This window comes from Rouxiella silvae, from assembly GCF_002093625.1.
Classification (GTDB): Bacteria; Pseudomonadota; Gammaproteobacteria; order Enterobacterales; family Enterobacteriaceae; genus Rouxiella; species Rouxiella silvae.
The window spans coordinates 1-16,689 of sequence record NZ_MRWD01000035.1; the positions used below are offsets into that span (position 1 = coordinate 1).

24 protein-coding genes are annotated in these 16,689 nt (G+C 47.2%); 14 read left to right on the top strand and 10 right to left on the bottom strand.

Annotated features, from left to right (window positions below; genetic code table 11):
• Positions 1-456 precede the first annotated feature (456 nt).
• The 5 genes from BS639_RS14670 to mgrB form a co-directional block, all read right to left on the bottom strand.
• Entirely contained in the window at positions 457-1,443 is a 987-nt protein-coding gene (locus tag BS639_RS14670; protein ID WP_055778700.1) for an MBL fold metallo-hydrolase, read from the bottom strand.
• 255 nt (positions 1,444-1,698) lie between these two features.
• Positions 1,699-1,935, bottom strand: coding sequence for a DUF4060 family protein (locus tag BS639_RS14675; RefSeq protein ID WP_055778705.1), 237 nt, complete (start codon positions 1,933-1,935; stop codon positions 1,699-1,701).
• Positions 1,936-2,071: 136 nt separating this feature from the next.
• Entirely contained in the window at positions 2,072-2,374 is a 303-nt protein-coding gene (locus BS639_RS14680; RefSeq protein WP_055778708.1) for a phage protein NinX family protein, read from the bottom strand.
• 107 nt (positions 2,375-2,481) lie between these two features.
• Complete coding sequence (locus BS639_RS14685) at positions 2,482-2,751, bottom strand: YebO family protein (protein WP_055778711.1); 270 nt, start codon at positions 2,749-2,751, stop codon at positions 2,482-2,484.
• A 103-nt stretch (positions 2,752-2,854) separates the two neighbouring features.
• Positions 2,855-2,983, bottom strand: a complete 129-nt coding sequence (gene mgrB / locus BS639_RS14690; RefSeq protein WP_407690309.1) for a PhoP/PhoQ regulator MgrB — start codon at positions 2,981-2,983, stop codon at positions 2,855-2,857.
• Between the two features lie 301 nt (positions 2,984-3,284).
• On the opposite strand from mgrB, the gene BS639_RS14695 reads away from it, so the two are divergent.
• On the top strand, positions 3,285-3,521 hold the full coding sequence (locus BS639_RS14695; protein ID WP_055778714.1) for a YobH family protein: 237 nt from the start codon (positions 3,285-3,287) through the stop codon (positions 3,519-3,521).
• A 90-nt stretch (positions 3,522-3,611) separates the two neighbouring features.
• Here BS639_RS14695 and BS639_RS14700 read toward each other — a convergent pair whose 3' ends face one another.
• Positions 3,612-3,857, bottom strand: a complete 246-nt coding sequence (locus BS639_RS14700; RefSeq protein ID WP_055778717.1) for a DUF2766 family protein — start codon at positions 3,855-3,857, stop codon at positions 3,612-3,614.
• A gap of 119 nt (positions 3,858-3,976) precedes the next feature.
• On the opposite strand from BS639_RS14700, the gene BS639_RS14705 reads away from it, so the two are divergent.
• The 3 genes from BS639_RS14705 (at position 3,977) to BS639_RS14715 (ending at position 6,309) form a co-directional block, all read left to right on the top strand.
• Entirely contained in the window at positions 3,977-4,168 is a 192-nt protein-coding gene (locus BS639_RS14705) for a YdfD/YebW family protein (RefSeq protein ID WP_055778720.1), read from the top strand.
• A gap of 119 nt (positions 4,169-4,287) precedes the next feature.
• Complete coding sequence (locus tag BS639_RS14710; protein ID WP_139804112.1) at positions 4,288-5,925, top strand: ABC transporter substrate-binding protein; 1,638 nt, start codon at positions 4,288-4,290, stop codon at positions 5,923-5,925.
• Between the two features lie 171 nt (positions 5,926-6,096).
• Complete coding sequence (locus BS639_RS14715) at positions 6,097-6,309, top strand: hypothetical protein (RefSeq protein ID WP_055778723.1); 213 nt, start codon at positions 6,097-6,099, stop codon at positions 6,307-6,309.
• 55 nt (positions 6,310-6,364) lie between these two features.
• On the opposite strand, the gene BS639_RS14720 is transcribed toward BS639_RS14715, so the two are convergent.
• Positions 6,365-6,652 (bottom strand): hypothetical protein, encoded by a 288-nt coding sequence (locus tag BS639_RS14720; protein WP_055778725.1) that lies wholly within the window; start codon positions 6,650-6,652, stop codon positions 6,365-6,367.
• 313 nt (positions 6,653-6,965) lie between these two features.
• On the opposite strand from BS639_RS14720, the gene BS639_RS14725 reads away from it, so the two are divergent.
• Both BS639_RS14725 and BS639_RS14730 read left to right on the top strand, forming a co-directional pair.
• On the top strand, positions 6,966-7,184 hold the full coding sequence (locus BS639_RS14725) for a hypothetical protein (protein WP_055778729.1): 219 nt from the start codon (positions 6,966-6,968) through the stop codon (positions 7,182-7,184).
• Between the two features lie 117 nt (positions 7,185-7,301).
• On the top strand, positions 7,302-7,901 hold the full coding sequence (locus tag BS639_RS14730) for a hypothetical protein (RefSeq protein ID WP_084983470.1): 600 nt from the start codon (positions 7,302-7,304) through the stop codon (positions 7,899-7,901).
• A gap of 43 nt (positions 7,902-7,944) precedes the next feature.
• Here BS639_RS14730 and BS639_RS14735 read toward each other — a convergent pair whose 3' ends face one another.
• A complete protein-coding gene (locus tag BS639_RS14735; RefSeq protein WP_084983471.1) occupies positions 7,945-8,160 on the bottom strand; it encodes a DUF6500 family protein in 216 nt (71 codons plus the stop codon).
• A 120-nt stretch (positions 8,161-8,280) separates the two neighbouring features.
• Between BS639_RS14735 and BS639_RS14740 the strand changes: the two genes are divergently transcribed.
• Positions 8,281-8,694 (top strand): ASCH domain-containing protein, encoded by a 414-nt coding sequence (locus tag BS639_RS14740; protein WP_055778739.1) that lies wholly within the window; start codon positions 8,281-8,283, stop codon positions 8,692-8,694.
• A 167-nt stretch (positions 8,695-8,861) separates the two neighbouring features.
• Positions 8,862-9,059, top strand: coding sequence for a DUF1737 domain-containing protein (locus BS639_RS14745; protein WP_084983472.1), 198 nt, complete (start codon positions 8,862-8,864; stop codon positions 9,057-9,059).
• Positions 9,060-9,227: 168 nt separating this feature from the next.
• Here BS639_RS14745 and icd read toward each other — a convergent pair whose 3' ends face one another.
• Positions 9,228-10,481 carry an NADP-dependent isocitrate dehydrogenase gene (icd, locus tag BS639_RS14750; protein WP_084983473.1) on the bottom strand — a complete coding sequence of 418 codons (1,254 nt, stop codon included), beginning with the start codon at positions 10,479-10,481 and terminating at the stop codon, positions 9,228-9,230.
• A gap of 132 nt (positions 10,482-10,613) precedes the next feature.
• Between icd and rluE the strand changes: the two genes are divergently transcribed.
• The 3 genes from rluE to mnmA all read left to right on the top strand — a co-directional run bounded on the left by rluE (position 10,614) and on the right by mnmA (position 12,957).
• Complete coding sequence (gene rluE / locus BS639_RS14755) at positions 10,614-11,240, top strand: 23S rRNA pseudouridine(2457) synthase RluE (protein WP_055778926.1); 627 nt, start codon at positions 10,614-10,616, stop codon at positions 11,238-11,240.
• A complete protein-coding gene (locus BS639_RS14760) occupies positions 11,233-11,673 on the top strand; it encodes an NUDIX hydrolase (protein WP_055778929.1) in 441 nt (146 codons plus the stop codon). The genes rluE and BS639_RS14760 overlap by 8 nt, the downstream gene beginning before the upstream one ends.
• A gap of 177 nt (positions 11,674-11,850) precedes the next feature.
• The gene (gene mnmA / locus BS639_RS14765; RefSeq protein ID WP_055778932.1) at positions 11,851-12,957 is read left to right on the top strand and encodes a tRNA 2-thiouridine(34) synthase MnmA; all 1,107 of its coding nucleotides are present in this window, start codon (positions 11,851-11,853) and stop codon (positions 12,955-12,957) included.
• Positions 12,958-13,021: 64 nt separating this feature from the next.
• Here the strand turns inward: mnmA and BS639_RS14770 are convergent, their stop codons facing one another.
• Positions 13,022-13,453: a lysozyme inhibitor LprI family protein gene (locus BS639_RS14770; protein ID WP_055778933.1), complete on the bottom strand. Its 432-nt coding sequence runs from the start codon at positions 13,451-13,453 to the stop codon at positions 13,022-13,024.
• A 248-nt stretch (positions 13,454-13,701) separates the two neighbouring features.
• On the opposite strand from BS639_RS14770, the gene hflD reads away from it, so the two are divergent.
• From hflD to phoP, 3 genes are all read left to right on the top strand, one after another.
• Entirely contained in the window at positions 13,702-14,328 is a 627-nt protein-coding gene (gene hflD, locus BS639_RS14775) for a high frequency lysogenization protein HflD (protein ID WP_055778935.1), read from the top strand.
• Between the two features lie 72 nt (positions 14,329-14,400).
• Positions 14,401-15,771, top strand: a complete 1,371-nt coding sequence (purB, locus tag BS639_RS14780; protein ID WP_084983474.1) for an adenylosuccinate lyase — start codon at positions 14,401-14,403, stop codon at positions 15,769-15,771.
• Positions 15,772-15,997: 226 nt separating this feature from the next.
• Positions 15,998-16,672 carry a two-component system response regulator PhoP gene (gene phoP, locus BS639_RS14785; RefSeq protein ID WP_055778939.1) on the top strand — a complete coding sequence of 225 codons (675 nt, stop codon included), beginning with the start codon at positions 15,998-16,000 and terminating at the stop codon, positions 16,670-16,672.
• Positions 16,673-16,689: the final 17 nt, after the last annotated feature.

Consider the following 16,689-nt stretch of genomic DNA (forward strand, 5'->3'; position numbering starts at 1 on the left):
CATAGCGTGGCAAAGCATATTCAATAATCAAATTTAGAATAACCGTGAGCCAGTTGGCACTTTTATTATTTAATATTTTTATCATCACATTTTTGCCTCGCTGATAAGGCGGCATCCACTCAGAAACTCTTTGATAAGCGCGTGGCAAGCCAGTGCCAATGCGGCCTGTCGAGAAGGCGACATGAGATGAACACCCAGACATTGGTCAAAACATCTGCCATATAGGCTAAAAATCAAGTTATCTCTGGTCGACGTTCGATTAATGAGACTTAACCAGTGATTGTTCTGTATAGCGGAACTGGCATTTTTTTGTTTTTGGCTAAAAACGCAACGGGTTTGTTTTAACAAGAAATTAACAAGAGGGGTTTTATTACGCTGTTTTTAATTGATAAAATGTCTTATCCGAAAAATTCAGACGCTAATTTCTAATCCTTCAGAAATATCGCGTCTCAATTTTCATAACGAAATATGTTGCCCTATTTTTAACGGTGAGAAGTTTTCAGCGCTCAAGCCGCCCTGCTCAATCGCACTGACTAATTCTTTTGGCGGTTCATCTAACGATTCATCGGCCAATTCGAATACCCCCCAATGGATGGGAATAGCACGATGACATCGGGTCTCTTTAAACACCTCTACCGCCTGTTGAGGGTCCATATGATGTGACTGCATGAACCATCTTGGTGCATAAGCGCCGATGGGAATCGCAGCAATATCAAAGGGGCCCAGACGCTGTCCGATTTGAGCAAACTGTTCGCTGTAGCCACTGTCGCCGGAAAAGTAGAAGCTCAATTCATGGTGCTTAATGACCCAGCCACACCATAGCGAGCGATTTCGGTCCCAGGGCGTCCGCATACTCCAGTGGCGCGCAGGTACGGCATGAAAACTGACACCCTCCATGATAAGCGCATCCCACCAATCCAGCTCTTCGATGAAATGGGCCCCCTGACGTTCAAGCCAAGGTTTCATTCCCAAAGGAACCAGGAAAATGGCCTGCGGAAAGCGCTTAACCAGTTTACGAATGGTTGACCTATCAAGATGATCGTAATGATTGTGTGAAATCATCACGTAATCTATTACGGGCAAATCCGCCACGCTCACCGCAGCGGGCGTTTTCCGACGCGGGCCATAGAAGCTCAGGGGAGAAGCACGTTCAGAAAGTACCGGGTCAGTCAGAACATAGCGTCCAGCAACACGCAGCAGCAGACACGCGTGCCCCAAGAACCACAGTCGGTCTTCGGTGCCGCTGAAATCCGGCGTCTGACACCATTCGTTTATAAACTGCTCATAGCCACTGTGCGGAGGCCGAGGGAAACCTTGCTCCTTGCGCTCTTTACGCCAACGCTTGAAGTCGCCTGACTGGCGCACCTCGGGTTCCGGATTGGTGAACCCCTGTGGGGTGTGGTGCGGCTTCGCCGGGTCGTAGTAGGGATTTTTTTCGGCCATGATTTCCCTTATAGAAAATTTTGCAGGCAAAGTTGACTATTTAATCAACCCCTCTCTTTAGTATCATAAAGGTTAAACGATTTTCACTATAAAAAGTGCAACCCCGTGTTCGCACGGCCACTTAAGCTAATGTCAGGTATTTTTAAGGCGTATTCAGTTGCAAAAAAAGACCCTACCGACGCAATTAACGTCGGCAGGGTCTTTGAGCTATTACAAAAACAGGGTTAGTTGTGTGACTACACTGTCAGCCGTACGTCAGGCTGCCATCCCACAAAGCTTGGTAAGGTTTCGGGCTCCAATCATTAAAGTCGCAACGTAGGACTGCCGACGCGTAACCACTTCCACGGCAACACGGGCGTCTTTGTATTTGATCAGGTAAGTTGAGGGCCAGCCCTGGCGTCTTTTGCCATAGGCTTTTTCATGACTGTCGATGGCTGCGTGAGCCACGACCAGATGAGAGAGAGTTTTATCACCTTTAATGATGCGCTTCATAATGGACTCCGCCTTAGACACTGCTGTCGAAATGAGGAAACATTAATCACTTGATACTCATCGCTTTATGCGACGCTTATTCGAATCACTGCTTTGTTTATAGCTTGTAACAGATTGAGTATCTCTGCGCTTTTTGTTACGCGCAAGTCTTACTTAACAAGAAACAAATCATTGCCGCGCGCAAAGGTCGCGTACAGCTCGCCTGCCATTGTCCTTCCGAACTGGAAATTTGAGCAGACCAGTCTTTACTTTCTGGCAATTCATTGAAATTAATACTGATTTTATTGGCGCATATTATCGGCCAAGCATCGGAGGGATTGTTGCAGTAGTCTTTTCCCTTAACGCCGCCGTAGGGATACCATTTATCAGGCTCTTCACCTGTCAGCAAAGCGACGTTGTGATTCAGTTCGTTATCGTGCTCTTCAGTCCATTTAATCATCTGTCATTCATCCAGCCAAGTTGTCATGAGACAAGCTACATCAGAATTAAGACAGTTTTATGAACGCAAAAACCGCCATTACGGCGGCTTTTAGGTAATAAACTCAATTATCTTTCGGGAATAAAACCCCTCAATCCAAAGGCCGAGTCATCTTCAACGGCTTCTGGCATCTCATTGCCTTGGGCCTTGAGTAATGCTTCCAATAATTCAGTTTGACGGCGCTGCTGCTCTGCGATTTCAGTCAACAATTGGACCTGCAAATTTGCCTTAACGCTGGCACGGTTAACCACGAACCACACCAGTAAAAATAACAGTGCGGACAGCAAACCCAACACAACGGTGGCCAGGCTTGATTGGCCCATGACTTCACTGAACATTGACAACCCTACAACTTGATTAACCAGACGCCTATCTTATCATTGTCTGAAATACAGGGAAGGTATTCACGAAAAAACAGACGCTTCTGAAGGGATTTAACGCCTACCAAGGGATAAATGAGGTGACCGAGCAAATCCCGAGATCGAAGCTGCCTCCCTGATCGCAATAGCTGTTCAGAGCAAGGAGATAGAGCCCTACGCACAGCAGCAGGAAAACGACAAAAGCCACGATTTTCCTGACGCTAAAAAGGGGTTTTTTCAGTTTGATGGCAGATCTCTTAGGAGTTATCACACGCTTATTGATGCCCAAAATCTGCGTCCGAGACGTAGTAAAACATCAACCTATCCTACTCTGTATAAGTTAAACAAACTTCAAACGGAGAAGTCCCTATCTGGGCTAAAACCGACGTGCAGCATAGAATGCCCCTTCTATCTTTCATGATTTTTTTCAGAGTATTAGAGAAGCGTTGACGTTCGATTTATGTTTATACTTTACGGTGATTTTAGCCAGAGTCATTAAGACAGAATAAGGAATGAGCGTGATTAAAACAATTGTTGTATTAGCGGTTATCTACGCGGTTTTCCTGTTTTCAGGCTACGGTGTGACCGTAGGCAGCAGTGAAAACGCCGCAGGTCTCGGCTTGAAATGCCAATATTTAACGGCAAGAGGGATTGTTGACTCGCAATATATTCACAGTGATAGCGGCATCGTTGGCGTCGCTAACTGCCCTATTTTCAAGAAAATAGGTGACGTCGTAGACAAATCCTAGCCGTCATAAACAAAGCCCGCAGGCTTGCCTGCGGGCTTTGTCGACACCGTATTACAGATATTCTTCGCAAAAGCTCTCTCGCGACACGTCCTAGCTGTCGTGCTTGGTAAACTTCAGCTCGATCAACGAAATCGCTTTTTCAATCGCACGACGAGTTACCGGATCGGCGCCCGCAGGATGCGTACTAAAATCGATGTTTTTCAACTGATGTGACATTTTATCGCGCACTTCAGTTGGCGCTATAATGTCAATAACATCCAGGATTTGTTTAATTACCAGTTGGCACGCAACCAAATCTGACTCTAGTTCCTGTTCTTTAGATAAGCTCTGTGACATCCCCGTAACTCCTCGGTACTCAATATTATTCATAAAAAAACGGCGCAAAGGATAACACGCCGCAGCCGGATCTCGCCAAAGCTTCTATGATTAATTGAGTAAAACGAAAGGAGGCAAAGATGTTCGCACTGGTTTTAACCGTATGTTATCTCGGCGGAGGTTGTGACGATTTAGTGGTAGACGCCTTTAACACCGTTGCAGAATGTCGGGTTGCTATGCGCCAGCAGGGTCTGAATCAGGCAGGATGCTATCCGATTGAAGAGTTTATCGACGGCTACTGGATCCCAGCACATACTCATGCAGACTTCTAATACTTAATGAGCGCGGTTCCAAAACCCTCGATTACATATTGATTAATTATGCTAATAGCGCTATTTATGACCTGTTACTTATTGATATATCGAATATTAATTTGAATGGGAAAATGACGATGCAAAGATGCAACACAGGGTTTAAACGACTTCCTCTTGCACTATTGATTACGGGTCTTTGTTTATCTCCATTAATGGTTAACGCGGCCAACGTACCTGCTGGGGTCGAACTGGCGCAGAAACAGGAAGTTGTGCGTAATAACGGTTCTGAACCCGCTACGCTGGACCTGCAAAAGGCAGAGAGTAGCGTCGAAAGTAATATTCTCGGCGACCTGTTTGTCGGTTTAGTCAGTATTGATGACAACGGTAATGCACGCCCGGAACTGGCCGAAAGCTGGGAAACCAAAGACAACAAAACCTGGATATTCCATTTGCGTCCTGGACTTCGCTGGTCTGACGGCTCTCCAATTACCGCCCAGGACGTCGTTTACAGCTGGCGACGCCTCATCGATCCTAAAACAGTTTCTCCGTATGAAAGCTATCTTGGCACCGTGCACGTAGTGAATGCCGACAGCATCATTGCCGGGAAAATGCCAGCCGACCAGCTTGGCGTCAAGGCACTGGATGCGCAGACCGTTCAGGTCGAACTGACCCGACCAATGTCATATTTCCTGCAAATGATTGCTCACTATTCTTTGTTCCCAGTAAGTCAGGCCAACGTCGAAAAATTTGGCGATAAATGGACGCAGCCGGGCAATCTGGTCAGCAGCGGTCCTTTCAAATTGAACAGTTGGACGGTAAATGAACGCGTCACCGCCGTCAGAAACGATAAATACTGGGACAATGCCCACACCGTTCTCACACAGATGACCTACTTGCCCATTGCCTCCGGGGCTGCCGATGTTAACCGCTACAAGGCCGGTGAAATCGATATCACGCTCACCATTCCCGAAGTACAGTTTGCTTCCTTAAAGAAAGAGCTAGGCTCGCAAGTGCATACCAATCCTTATCTCGGGGTTTATTACTATGCGTTTAATAATCAGAAACCACCGTTCAACGACGTGCGTGTTCGACAGGCGCTTAGCCTCGGATTAGACCGCGATATTATTGCCAATAAAGTATTGGGTCAGGGTCAAACGGCGGCTTATACCATCACGCCTGACAATACCGGCGGTTATACTTTTAAACCGTCAGCAATGGCAAAACAAACACAGGAACAGCGCAACGAAGAGGCCCGTAAACTGTTGGCAGAAGCAGGATTTGGCCCACAGCATCCGTTGAAATTTAACCTGCTGTATAACACCAGTGAATCCCATCAGCACATTGCTATCGCAGCGTCATCAATGTGGAAGAAAAATCTGGGGGTGACCGCAGTCCTGCAAAATCAAGAATGGAAAACCATGCTCGACACGATGCATCAGGGTAATTACGACGTGGTGCGTTATGCATGGATAGCAGACTACAATGAACCCTCAACTTTCCTGAACACTTTCCGCTCCGATAACAGCGAGAATACGCCTAAATTCAGCAATGCGGAGTACGATAAAGTTTTGGACGATGCGCTGGCGGCCACCAGCAAGGATCAGGTCGAAAAAGACTATCAGAAAGCTGAGGATATTCTGAGTTCTCAGGCGCCGATAGTGCCGCTTTATCACTACGTGAGTGCCAAATTGGTTAAACCGTTTATCGGCGGATTTGATAATCATGACCCGCAGGGCCGTGTTTATGCCAAAGATCTGTATGTGATTAAGCACTGAGTTCAGTTTTACATTTCTCTAAACAGCCCCGCCAAGTCTCTGAAAGGCGGGGCTCATTTCTGAAATCTTCATGTCACAACCTCTTCCTTCTCATATATTGCTTGTTTATTACACTTGCCTCTGTTTACTCAGATGATAAATTGAAGATTATTCGTACAGACGGGAGGCCCTATGCATTTCTCGGAAAGCGAGATCCAACCCCTTTGGGACGAAGTTGCTCGCATCATTGGTGAGGCAGTGATCCAGCTTCAGCATCGAGGTGAACCCCTCGCGGCAGATTCGTTGGTTAAATATCTTGAACACGAGTTGGCCGCAGCTGGCGTTCAGCAACGCATTTTGATAGGTGCGGCGATCAACATGTTGAGAACAGACCGGCGCTCATAGTGTGGAGAATGCCGATGGGGAGATCATGAGTGCTCACAATCGCAAAATAATATGGCTATCTTGACTGGGCAGCCCGCCCCTGAGCAAAGAGAAAAATACGCTGCGTGATATCATCTGCACCGAGAATATTGCTTTTTTGCTCAAGATTAGCACGGGCGTAGGCTATATCATGGGCCTGATCGACCATATGGATCACTTTGTCTCGGGTGTTTTTATCAAGATTACCTAGCAGAGTCGTCAAAATAGCCTGATAGGCATTTGAGGCATAGGTAAGTTGCTTCTCGCGTTGTTCCAGCGCTTCGATACGCGCCATCAGCGCCTCTAACTGCTCTTGATTGGACATAGCGGCATCCTTATTCGTTTCGCAGAGTAAAACTGAAACACGGACTCATACTGAGTGTTATTTATACAGTTTAAACCACTTTAAAACAAAATATTGATTAAACCAATCTTAAACTGCCATAAAACTACGCCGAAAAATCCCTTAATTGTAAACGGCGTCAGGCTGCATACTTTGCCACTGTCAGCCTAACGCCAATGCACCGCCAATTTGCTCGTAACAAAAGCATCACTTGCTTACAGAAGCGGCGATGACAGCCTACCAGGACTTATGACATGTTTTACACTGAGTTCATTCTTCCTTTGGGGATATAAGTATGCGTAAGATTGCCTGTAGCTTTGCTGTATTTGCGGTTTTAATGTCTGCCACTTCTATGGCTCGTGCAGAAGGTTGCTTGAAAGGCGCAGCCGTGGGTGCTGTGGCCGGTCACGTTGCACACCACCATGCTGTTTTAGGGGCGGTTGGCGGTTGCGTAGTCGGTCATCACATGGCGGCTAAAGCTAAAAAAGAGAAAGCGGCAGAAGCGCAAAAATAAATACATTATTGGGCCAACACTGAGTGGCTGGCCCAATAAATTCTGCTGCGATTCTTTTCCTAAAACCAACTTTTTAAAGTTGATTTTTTACTTTTAAATTAGACATGGAAAAGTTTAATGTATCCAAATATCATCACTGCGCATAAATTATTAACACAGTTCATAACGAATAAAACCGAAAAACATGAAGCCTGCATTTTCACTAACAACATTGAAAAAGTAGTTAATGTTTTAAAAAAACCCTTTACGATCTATACAAAATCTAAAGGTGCGTTAGAAACATCCGACAGTTATGGTTTCTATTACATGGACCCTGTTGGGAGTAATAAGAAATATTTGGCACGAGAAACTCGCTTTGTTAAAGCAATAGACACACCTTTGGAATCAGACCTTGTTAACCACTTAATTGGTACAAAAAACCCAGAAAAGACAAAAGTAACAGAAACTTGCACGGCCATTGAGGTCCCCATGAAAGGTGTCGACGGCAATCGCTATCTGGTGAGGAGTCATTTCGTGCACTATCTGGGTACTAAAGGGCAAATAACAATAATGCCTAATGGTGAAATTGACACACTAGAGAGTCAGCACATGAAAAGAAACATGCTACCCGGCATGACTAAAACATCATCAGAATTTTCTGTTTATGAGATCCCCAAAAATCAAATGATTCAAAAAACACGAGGAACCTTCTCATCTTTTACCTCAATAAATGAATAAACACCGCTAAGAATAATATTACTGATGACCTAAGCATGCGAATTCACGCCGATAATATGAGTGATTTGATTTTTGTCGCCTTTTCGAAATGGTCCAGTTTCATCGCCATAATCCACCACTGAGCAACCTCCATCAGCAACTCTGGATCATCATTTTTATTAGCGAAGAAAGCATAAAAAGACAGGCCGACATCCACACCTTTTGCCGCAATTTTATCCTCGCAGATCCTAATAATTTTTTCCTTCATTCCTGCTCTCATGGTCCCTACCTTTCATAAAATTTTGATCACCATCTCATCTCACTAACATTATATCTGTTCGGGTTGCCACATTTTAGTATGATTACTGATTGAATTAATGGATTGATTTAATAGGAATTTATGAAAAACACAATGGCGATACTCAAGCAAAAATATCCTGACGCTCTTGTATGGCAGTTTGGAGATACCCCAGAAATGGCTAATGAATTATCAAATCTAGTCATTAAAGGAATAAAAACGGCAGGATGTGGCTCACTGACTGCTTTAAAATCAGAAGAAACACCGCCCACAATGGGCTGTTACAACATTATTTTAAACGGCGAACAAAAGCCGGTCTGTGTCATCAGAACGATCGCCATGAGGCTGATTCGTTTCTGCGATGTCACTGAAGACATCGCTAAAAAAGAAGGCGAAGGAGATCTCAGTCTTCAGTATTGGAGGACCGGCCACCAAGAGTTTTTCGAAAGAGCGGGGACTTATACCTACGATATGGAACTGGTTGTAGAAGAGTTTGAGCTGATCGACATTCTCTGAATTTTAAATTCCATTCATTATCGATTTCACTCTTGGAAAAGTTCAGGCAACCTGTATAGGCTCACAGCAACACCCTGTTAAGCCCAAAAAGGGCGCGTCGCGACGTTACTTTCTACTCGTCTTATATCTTAGCGGCTATGGAGCACATCAATCTTAAGGAGACCCCCATGACGAATAATCCCCCCGAAGGACTGCCAAGATACAGGATTTTGACTGGTCCGGATGACGCATCCTTCTGCCATCGTGTTTCTGCTGCACTCGATCTTGGATATGAGCTTTATGGAAATCCAGCAGTGACCTACGACTCTGATAAAAAAACCGTGATTGCTGCCCAAGCGATAATTTGGAAAAGTGAAAAGAGTTAGAAAAAACTTGAGAGGTGCGCACGATCGGAGTTTTTGGACCGAAGCCATAATGAAAACGGATCGTTTTTTTGCAGAAGGGTTTTGCAGGAGTTTTGCAGAAGGATCATGTTGTCCTAAAAAAAACGGGACCCTCTCGGCTCCCGTCTCATGCATCTCGGTTTCCCGACATTACATATTCGCGATCATCGCGTCGCCAAACTCTGAACATTTCAACAGCTTAGCGCCGTCCATCAGACGTTCGAAATCGTAGGTCACGGTTTTCTTGGCAATCGCCGCTTCCATTCCCTTCACAATCAGGTCGGCCGCTTCGAACCATTCCATATGACGCAGCATCATTTCTGCAGAAAGGATCACTGAACCTGGGTTCACCTTATCCTGACCGGCATATTTTGGTGCGGTACCGTGGGTAGCTTCAAACAGCGCGCATTCGGAACCAATGTTGGCACCCGGAGCAATACCAATACCACCAACCTGTGCCGCCAGGGCGTCGGAGATGTAGTCACCGTTAAGGTTCATACAGGCGATAACGTCATATTCAGCAGGGCGCAGCAGGATTTGCTGGAGGAACGCATCGGCGATAACGTCTTTAATGATGATATCTTTGCCGTTGTTCGGATTCTTGATTTTGACCCAAGGGCCGCCGTCAATGAGTTCACCGCCAAACTCTTCACGAGCCAGCTGGTAACCCCAATCTTTGAACGCACCTTCGGTGAATTTCATGATGTTGCCTTTATGTACCAGCGTCAGTGAATCACGATCGTTAGTGATAGTGTATTCAATAGCCGCACGTACCAAACGCTTGGTGCCCTCTTCAGAGCAAGGTTTCACGCCAATGCCGCAGTCCTGTGGGAAACGGATTTTGTTCACGCCCATTTCGTCTTGCAGGAATTTGATCACTTTATCCGCTTCAGCAGAACCGGCTTTCCACTCGATACCCGCATAGATATCTTCGGAGTTTTCGCGGAAAATAACCATGTCGATATCTTCAGGGCGTTTAACCGGGCTTGGCGTGCCGGTGTAATAACGAACCGGACGCAGACAGATATACAGATCTAACTGTTGGCGCAGGGCTACGTTCAGGGAACGAATACCGCCGCCGACCGGCGTAGTCAGTGGGCCTTTGATGGCAACGCGGTAATCACGGATCAGATCCAGCGTTTCCTGGGGTAACCAAACGTCTTGACCGTACAGCTCTACAGATTTCTCACCGGTGTAGATTTCCATCCAGGAAATTTTTCTCTCACCGTTGTAAGCCTTCTGAACAGCCGCATCGACAACTTTGAGCATTGCCGGAGTAACATCAACACCGATACCGTCTCCCTCAATAAAAGGGATGATAGGATTATTAGGAACAACCAGTTTACCCTTGGCATCAACGGTAATCTTGGTACCTTTAGCCGGAACAACTACTTTGCTTTCCATTAACCTCTCCTTCAGCGCATTATTTGTTAAATATTTGTAGGATGCAGGCCAATACTACTTGAATATTTTCCCGACGCCAATCGCAAACAATTTTCAAGTATAATGCTCCCATAATTCGCTATCACAACGACTATGAATAAATTCTTTGTTAAAAATCACAGCATTAAACGTTTCAGCACCCAGCCACATAAGGATAAAAATTTGTTAAAAGAGGAACGAAAAGTCCTTCTTTTCAACAAGCCCTTTGACGTGCTGCCACAGTTTACTGACGAAGCGGGACGCGCAACGCTGAAGGACTATATTTCTGTCGGGAACGTCTATGCCGCGGGTCGACTCGACAGAGACAGCGAAGGTCTTTTGGTGCTGACCAATGACGGGCAATTGCAGGCAAAATTGACTCAACCAGGCAAACGCACGGCCAAAATATATTTTGCACAGGTCGAGGGAGTGCCCGACGAAGCTGCACTGATGGCCTTTAGCCGCGGGTTGCCGCTTAAAGATGGGAAAACATTGCCCGCCGGTATTGAGGTCGTCGACCCGCCCGCGTGGCTGTGGGAACGCATTCCGCCTATACGTGAGCGCAAAAGTATTCCTACTTGCTGGCTGAAAATCACCCTATATGAAGGTAAAAATCGTCAAGTGCGGCGCATGACCGCGCATATCGGCTATCCTACGTTACGGCTTATTCGCTACAGCATGGGTGAGCTGACACTGGGCGATTTGGCGCCGGGTGAATGGAAGGAGATAACACATGTTTAAACCCAATGTCACCGTCGCCTGCGTGGTTCAGGCCGAAGGCAAGTTTTTGCTGGTTGACGAAATTATTCACGGCAAGCTGACGTTGAATCAGCCGGCCGGTCATCTTGAAGCTAATGAAACGTTGATTGCCGCCGCGCGTCGCGAACTGTTTGAAGAAACAGGAATAGATGCAGCACCGCAATTTTTCATGGGTTTGCATCAATGGCAGGCGCCGGATGAGACCGCGTTCCTGCGTTTTTGCTTCGTGATTGACCTTCCTGAAATGATGGCAACCGCTCCGCAGGACAGCGATATTTCCGGCTGCCGCTGGCTAAGCGCCGAAGAAATATTTAGCTCCACCCAGCTGCGCTCGCCGCTGGTTGCCGAAAGCATTCGCCTGTATCAACAGACCGCACGTTATCCGCTGGAAGTTCTCGGCAATTATAATGTATAAGCCATCACCTCCTGCGCCTGCGGCGTAGCACCATTCACCCGTGCAGCCCTACGGCCAACGTGATAAAATTCTGCCTGCTATTTTTTTATGCCCCCGAACAAAACGCAGTCGGCGCGCGGCCTTCATCCTCGTGTGGACGGCGTTTAACGGGTTATGACTCTATGTTTTGGAACTGCTATGTCTGACAACAGCCAGAAAAAAGTGATCGTCGGAATGTCCGGCGGCGTCGACTCCTCAGTATCTGCCTACCTGCTACAACAACAGGGATATCAGGTTGAGGGACTCTTTATGAAGAATTGGGAAGAGGACGACGATGAAGAGTATTGCTCGGCCGCAACTGACCTTGCCGATGCGCAAGCGGTAAGCGACAAGCTGGGTATCAAGCTGCACACCATTAATTTTGCCGCAGAGTATTGGGACAACGTATTCGAGCATTTTCTGCAGGAATACAAGGCCGGACGCACGCCTAATCCCGACATTCTGTGCAACAAAGAGATAAAGTTTAAAGCATTCCTTGAGTTCGCAGCGGAAGACCTGGGCGCGGATTACATTGCAACCGGGCACTACGTCCGCCGTCAGGACAGCAATGGCAAGAGCCAGCTTTTACGCGGCCTCGACGGTAATAAAGACCAGAGTTACTTCCTTTACACATTGGGAAGCGATCAGATTGCCAAAAGCCTGTTCCCAGTGGGCGAGCTTGAGAAGCCAGAAGTGCGCCGTATTGCCGAAGAGCAAGAGTTAGTTACCGCCAAGAAAAAAGATTCGACGGGTATCTGCTTCATCGGTGAGCGCAAATTCCGTGATTTCCTCGGACGCTACCTGCCCGCACAACCCGGCCCAATCAAGAGTGTTGACGGACAGGACATGGGCCAGCATCAGGGCTTGATGTATCACACGCTGGGTCAGCGCAAGGGTCTGGGCATTGGTGGCCAGAAAGACGGCGGTGAAGACCCTTGGTATGTGGTAGATAAAGATGTTGCCAACAACATTTTGTATGTTGCGCAAGGTCACGAGCACCCCCGCCTGATGTCGGTTGGGCTGATTGCTCAACAACTTGACTGGGTCGATCGTCAGCCAATCACGTCGCCACTGCACTGCGTCGTCAAAACCCGCTATCGCCAGGAAGATATTCCCTGCGTGATTACACCTTTAGACGACAATCGTATTGAAGTTCGCTTCGAATCGCCCGTTGCTGCGGTAACACCAGGCCAGTCTGCGGTGTTTTATCAGGGTGAAATTTGCCTTGGCGGCGGCGTTATTGAACAGCGCATTCCGTTAGTTTAACGGTTAAAAATATCTTAAAGTACAGGGCATCACTGATGCCCTGTACTTTATCTCTCGTTACCGCTTATCCCTGCCCTCCGCTCACATCTGTACTTCCCTGCCAGGTATTTAACTCAATCGCTTTTGCGCGGATAAAATCCAGCTTGGCCTGCGCATCAACTATGCCCCAAATAGTCCCCTGCTGTTGACGATAAAAACTGTCCAATGCGGCAAAATAGGATTTTTGGTACGTCAACCAATCGCGCTGGGACTGAACAATGGCTTTTTTTGCCTCAGCAGATTGCCCTTTAAGCAGCGCCTGATATTGCACGTTGAGCTCTTTGTCCCACTCCGCATAGCCATTTTGCAGGCAGGTTTCTGAATCTATCGTTGTTACCGCATTTTTAGAGCAGGTCTGTGTTCGTTGATCTATCGACTTACCCGGCATCTCGGCAACAGCGCTAAATGCTGTGAAAGAAACCATTGAACACACGGCGTACCACGCTAACGTCTTCATCTACTCTTCCTTTTTTGATAAATATTGAAAGTGGCTTCTGCGCTTATTTAATCAACAAATCAGGGCGAAGTCTTATGACTGAAACAACGTTTGGGCTATGACCCCCTATCTTATCGATTGATGAGGGAGATTCCCTGCTTTTCGGCTCTGTGTTTAGCCGTCATTTTATGGCATGATCTGTCGCCATTAGTTGGACATCCGCAAAAGTCGCAGAACCTTGCTGTCGAACAGCGCTTACAGGAGTAACCGTGGCCAAAAATTATTATGACATTACGCTGGCATTGGCTGGAATGTGCCAGTCTGCGCGTTTAGTTCAACAGCTTGCCCACGAAGGTACATGCGCCAAAGAAGAGATGACCGTTTCCCTACGCAGTCTGCTCGAAATGAATCCTGCGTCTACGCTTGCGGTCTACGGTAATAATGAAGCTAATCTCAAAATGGGTCTCGAAACCTTGCTCGGCGTGCTTAATGCTAATCGGCAGGGCCTGGGCGCCGAACTAACGCGCTATACCTTGAGCCTGATGGTGCTGGAGCGTAAACTTCATGCCAAGAAATCTTCAATGGATCAACTGAGCCTGCGTATCGATCAGCTCGACCGCCAACTGGCTCACTACGACCTTGAATCCGAGCAGGTTATCAGTTCCTTGGCTTCGATTTATGTCGATATTGTTAGCCCAGCCGGACCGCGGATTCAGGTGGTCGGTTCGCCGGCGATTTTGCAGAACACCCAGATTCAGGCTAAAGTCCGTGCCTTACTTCTCGCGGGTATCCGCGCAGCAGTACTGTGGCAGCAAGTAGGCGGTGGTCGCCTGCAGCTAATGTTTTCTCGTAACCGATTGTTCGAACAGGCAAAAGCTATTCTCGCCCGTTGCTGAAAATCTGATTTACCATACCTGCACTGCGCAGGTATGAAATTCTACTGTTAATAAGCTCTGGAGTTGCTACCGATGGAATTATCCTCACTGACAGCCGTTTCCCCCGTTGATGGACGCTACGGTGACAAAGTCAGCGCGCTGCGCACAATTTTCAGCGAGTTTGGCCTGCTGAAGTTTCGCGTGCAGGTTGAAGTACGTTGGCTGCAAAAACTGGCCACCTGTGCAGAAATTAAAGAAGTTCCTGCTTTTGATGCCGACGCAAACGCTTTCCTTGACCAGTTAGTGGCCAATTTCGATGAAAAAGACGCTCAGCGTATAAAAGATATCGAAAAAACCACTAACCATGACGTTAAGGCTGTGGAATATTTCCTGAAAGAAAAAGTGGCCAATATTCCCGCGCTGCATGCTGTTTCTGAGTTTATCCACTTTGCCTGTACTTCAGAAGACATTAACAACCTGTCGCACGCGCTGATGCTGCAAACCGCGCGTCAAGACGTCGTATTGCCTTACTGGTTGAGAATTATCGATTCTATCAAAGCACTGGCGCACCAGTATCGCGACATTCCACTGCTTTCCCGCACGCACGGCCAGCCAGCAACGCCCTCTACCGTAGGTAAAGAGTTTGCCAACGTGGCCTACCGTATGGACCGTCAGGTCAAACAACTGCAACAGGTCGAAATTCTGGGTAAAATCAACGGTGCGGTGGGCAACTATAATGCTCACATCGTCGCCTACCCTGAAGTGAACTGGCACCAGTTTAGTGAAGAATTTGTGACCTCACTGGGCATTAACTGGAACCCGTATACCACTCAGATCGAGCCGCACGACTACATTGCCGAACTGTTTGACTGCGTGGCGCGCTTTAACACCATTCTGATCGACTTCGACAGAGACATTTGGGGTTACATTGCGCTTAACCACTTCAAACAAAAAACCATTGCCGGTGAGATTGGTTCTTCAACCATGCCGCATAAAGTTAACCCGATTGACTTTGAAAACTCCGAAGGCAACTTGGGCCTTTCAAACGCTGTGCTTAGCCATCTGGCAAGCAAACTGCCTGTCTCTCGCTGGCAGCGTGACCTGACTGACTCTACCGTACTGCGTAATCTCGGTGTCGGTCTGGGCTATGCGCTGATTGCCTATCAGGCAACCCAAAAAGGCATCAGCAAGCTGGAAGTCAACGAAGCCAACCTGGTGGGCGAGCTGGATCGTAATTGGGAAGTGCTGGCTGAGCCTATCCAGACTGTAATGCGTCGCTACGGCATCGAAAAGCCTTACGAGAAGTTAAAAGAGCTGACCCGCGGCAAGCGCGTTGACGCAGAAGGCATGAAAGTTTTCATCGACAGCCTCGAACTGCCGGAAGAAGAGAAAGTGCGTCTTAAGGCCATGACGCCGGCCAATTATATTGGTCGTGCTGCCACGATGGTTGACGAACTGAAGTAATTTCTCGTAAATTTCAGTCCTGATTAAAAGGGGAGAAAACGTCGGTTTTCTCCCCTTTTTTATTATCGTAGCGGCCACGTAATGCCGAAATACTCACAGTATGAAAAAATAACCAGGCGTGCCTTTCTTTTCTCGTTTATATTTCGTTTATATTTTCCATCTTATGGTTGATATCAGGTTTATCTTCTGACGATGATAATGAGCCAAGCCGAAACTGGAGAAAGTTATGCGAATTTTAGTCGTTGAAGATAATGCGTTATTGCGCCATCACCTTTCAGTGCAGCTGCGTGAAATGGGCAATCAGGTCGACTCGGCGGAAGATGCCAAAGAAGCTGACTATTTTTTGCAAGAACACGCGCCAGATATCGCGATCGTCGACCTTGGACTACCAGGCGAAGACGGCTTGAGCATGATCCAACGCTGGCGTAATCATCAGGTCAAACTGCCTATTCTGGTTCTCACTGCCCGCGAAAGTTGGCAAGATAAAGTTGCCGTGCTCGAAGCCGGTGCCGATGACTACGTGACCAAGCCTTTCCATTTGGAAGAAGTGATCGCCCGCATGCAGGCTCTTATGCGCCGCAATAGCGGACTCGCTTCACAGATTATTGCCCTGCCTCCATTCACCATCGACCTGTCACGGCGCGAATTAACGGTAAATGAGCAACCGGTAAAACTGACTGCTTTTGAATACACAATTATTGAAACGTTGATCCGCAACGCTGGAAAAGTGGTGAGTAAAGACAGCCTGATGCTTCAGCTTTATCCCGATGCGGAGTTGCGTGAAAGCCACACCGTTGACGTGCTGATGGGCAGACTGCGCAAAAAACTGCAGGTTGAGCATCCGGTTGAAGTCATTACAACTGTTCGTGGTCAAGGCTACCGCTTTGATATTCGTGCCTAAAACTTATTTGGCCATAA

What these genes read in the sequence shown, in the direction of transcription:
- BS639_RS14670 (WP_055778700.1), bottom strand. Translation starts at nt 1,443, where the DNA reads ATGGCCGAAAAAAATCCCTACTACGACCCGGCGAAGCCGCACCACACC.
- BS639_RS14675 (WP_055778705.1), bottom strand. Translation starts at nt 1,935, where the DNA reads ATGAAGCGCATCATTAAAGGTGATAAAACTCTCTCTCATCTGGTCGTG.
- BS639_RS14680 (WP_055778708.1), bottom strand. Translation starts at nt 2,374, where the DNA reads ATGATTAAATGGACTGAAGAGCACGATAACGAACTGAATCACAACGTC.
- BS639_RS14685 (WP_055778711.1), bottom strand. Translation starts at nt 2,751, where the DNA reads ATGTTCAGTGAAGTCATGGGCCAATCAAGCCTGGCCACCGTTGTGTTG.
- BS639_RS14695 (WP_055778714.1), top strand. Translation starts at nt 3,285, where the DNA reads ATGAGCGTGATTAAAACAATTGTTGTATTAGCGGTTATCTACGCGGTT.
- BS639_RS14700 (WP_055778717.1), bottom strand. Translation starts at nt 3,857, where the DNA reads ATGTCACAGAGCTTATCTAAAGAACAGGAACTAGAGTCAGATTTGGTT.
- BS639_RS14705 (WP_055778720.1), top strand. Translation starts at nt 3,977, where the DNA reads ATGTTCGCACTGGTTTTAACCGTATGTTATCTCGGCGGAGGTTGTGAC.
- BS639_RS14710 (WP_139804112.1), top strand. Translation starts at nt 4,288, where the DNA reads ATGCAAAGATGCAACACAGGGTTTAAACGACTTCCTCTTGCACTATTG.
- BS639_RS14715 (WP_055778723.1), top strand. Translation starts at nt 6,097, where the DNA reads ATGCATTTCTCGGAAAGCGAGATCCAACCCCTTTGGGACGAAGTTGCT.
- BS639_RS14720 (WP_055778725.1), bottom strand. Translation starts at nt 6,652, where the DNA reads ATGTCCAATCAAGAGCAGTTAGAGGCGCTGATGGCGCGTATCGAAGCG.
- BS639_RS14725 (WP_055778729.1), top strand. Translation starts at nt 6,966, where the DNA reads ATGCGTAAGATTGCCTGTAGCTTTGCTGTATTTGCGGTTTTAATGTCT.
- BS639_RS14730 (WP_084983470.1), top strand. Translation starts at nt 7,302, where the DNA reads ATGTATCCAAATATCATCACTGCGCATAAATTATTAACACAGTTCATA.
- BS639_RS14735 (WP_084983471.1), bottom strand. Translation starts at nt 8,160, where the DNA reads ATGAGAGCAGGAATGAAGGAAAAAATTATTAGGATCTGCGAGGATAAA.
- BS639_RS14740 (WP_055778739.1), top strand. Translation starts at nt 8,281, where the DNA reads ATGAAAAACACAATGGCGATACTCAAGCAAAAATATCCTGACGCTCTT.
- BS639_RS14745 (WP_084983472.1), top strand. Translation starts at nt 8,862, where the DNA reads ATGACGAATAATCCCCCCGAAGGACTGCCAAGATACAGGATTTTGACT.
- icd (WP_084983473.1), bottom strand. Translation starts at nt 10,481, where the DNA reads ATGGAAAGCAAAGTAGTTGTTCCGGCTAAAGGTACCAAGATTACCGTT.
- rluE (WP_055778926.1), top strand. Translation starts at nt 10,614, where the DNA reads ATGAATAAATTCTTTGTTAAAAATCACAGCATTAAACGTTTCAGCACC.
- BS639_RS14760 (WP_055778929.1), top strand. Translation starts at nt 11,233, where the DNA reads ATGTTTAAACCCAATGTCACCGTCGCCTGCGTGGTTCAGGCCGAAGGC.
- mnmA (WP_055778932.1), top strand. Translation starts at nt 11,851, where the DNA reads ATGTCTGACAACAGCCAGAAAAAAGTGATCGTCGGAATGTCCGGCGGC.
- BS639_RS14770 (WP_055778933.1), bottom strand. Translation starts at nt 13,453, where the DNA reads ATGAAGACGTTAGCGTGGTACGCCGTGTGTTCAATGGTTTCTTTCACA.
- purB (WP_084983474.1), top strand. Translation starts at nt 14,401, where the DNA reads ATGGAATTATCCTCACTGACAGCCGTTTCCCCCGTTGATGGACGCTAC.
- phoP (WP_055778939.1), top strand. Translation starts at nt 15,998, where the DNA reads ATGCGAATTTTAGTCGTTGAAGATAATGCGTTATTGCGCCATCACCTT.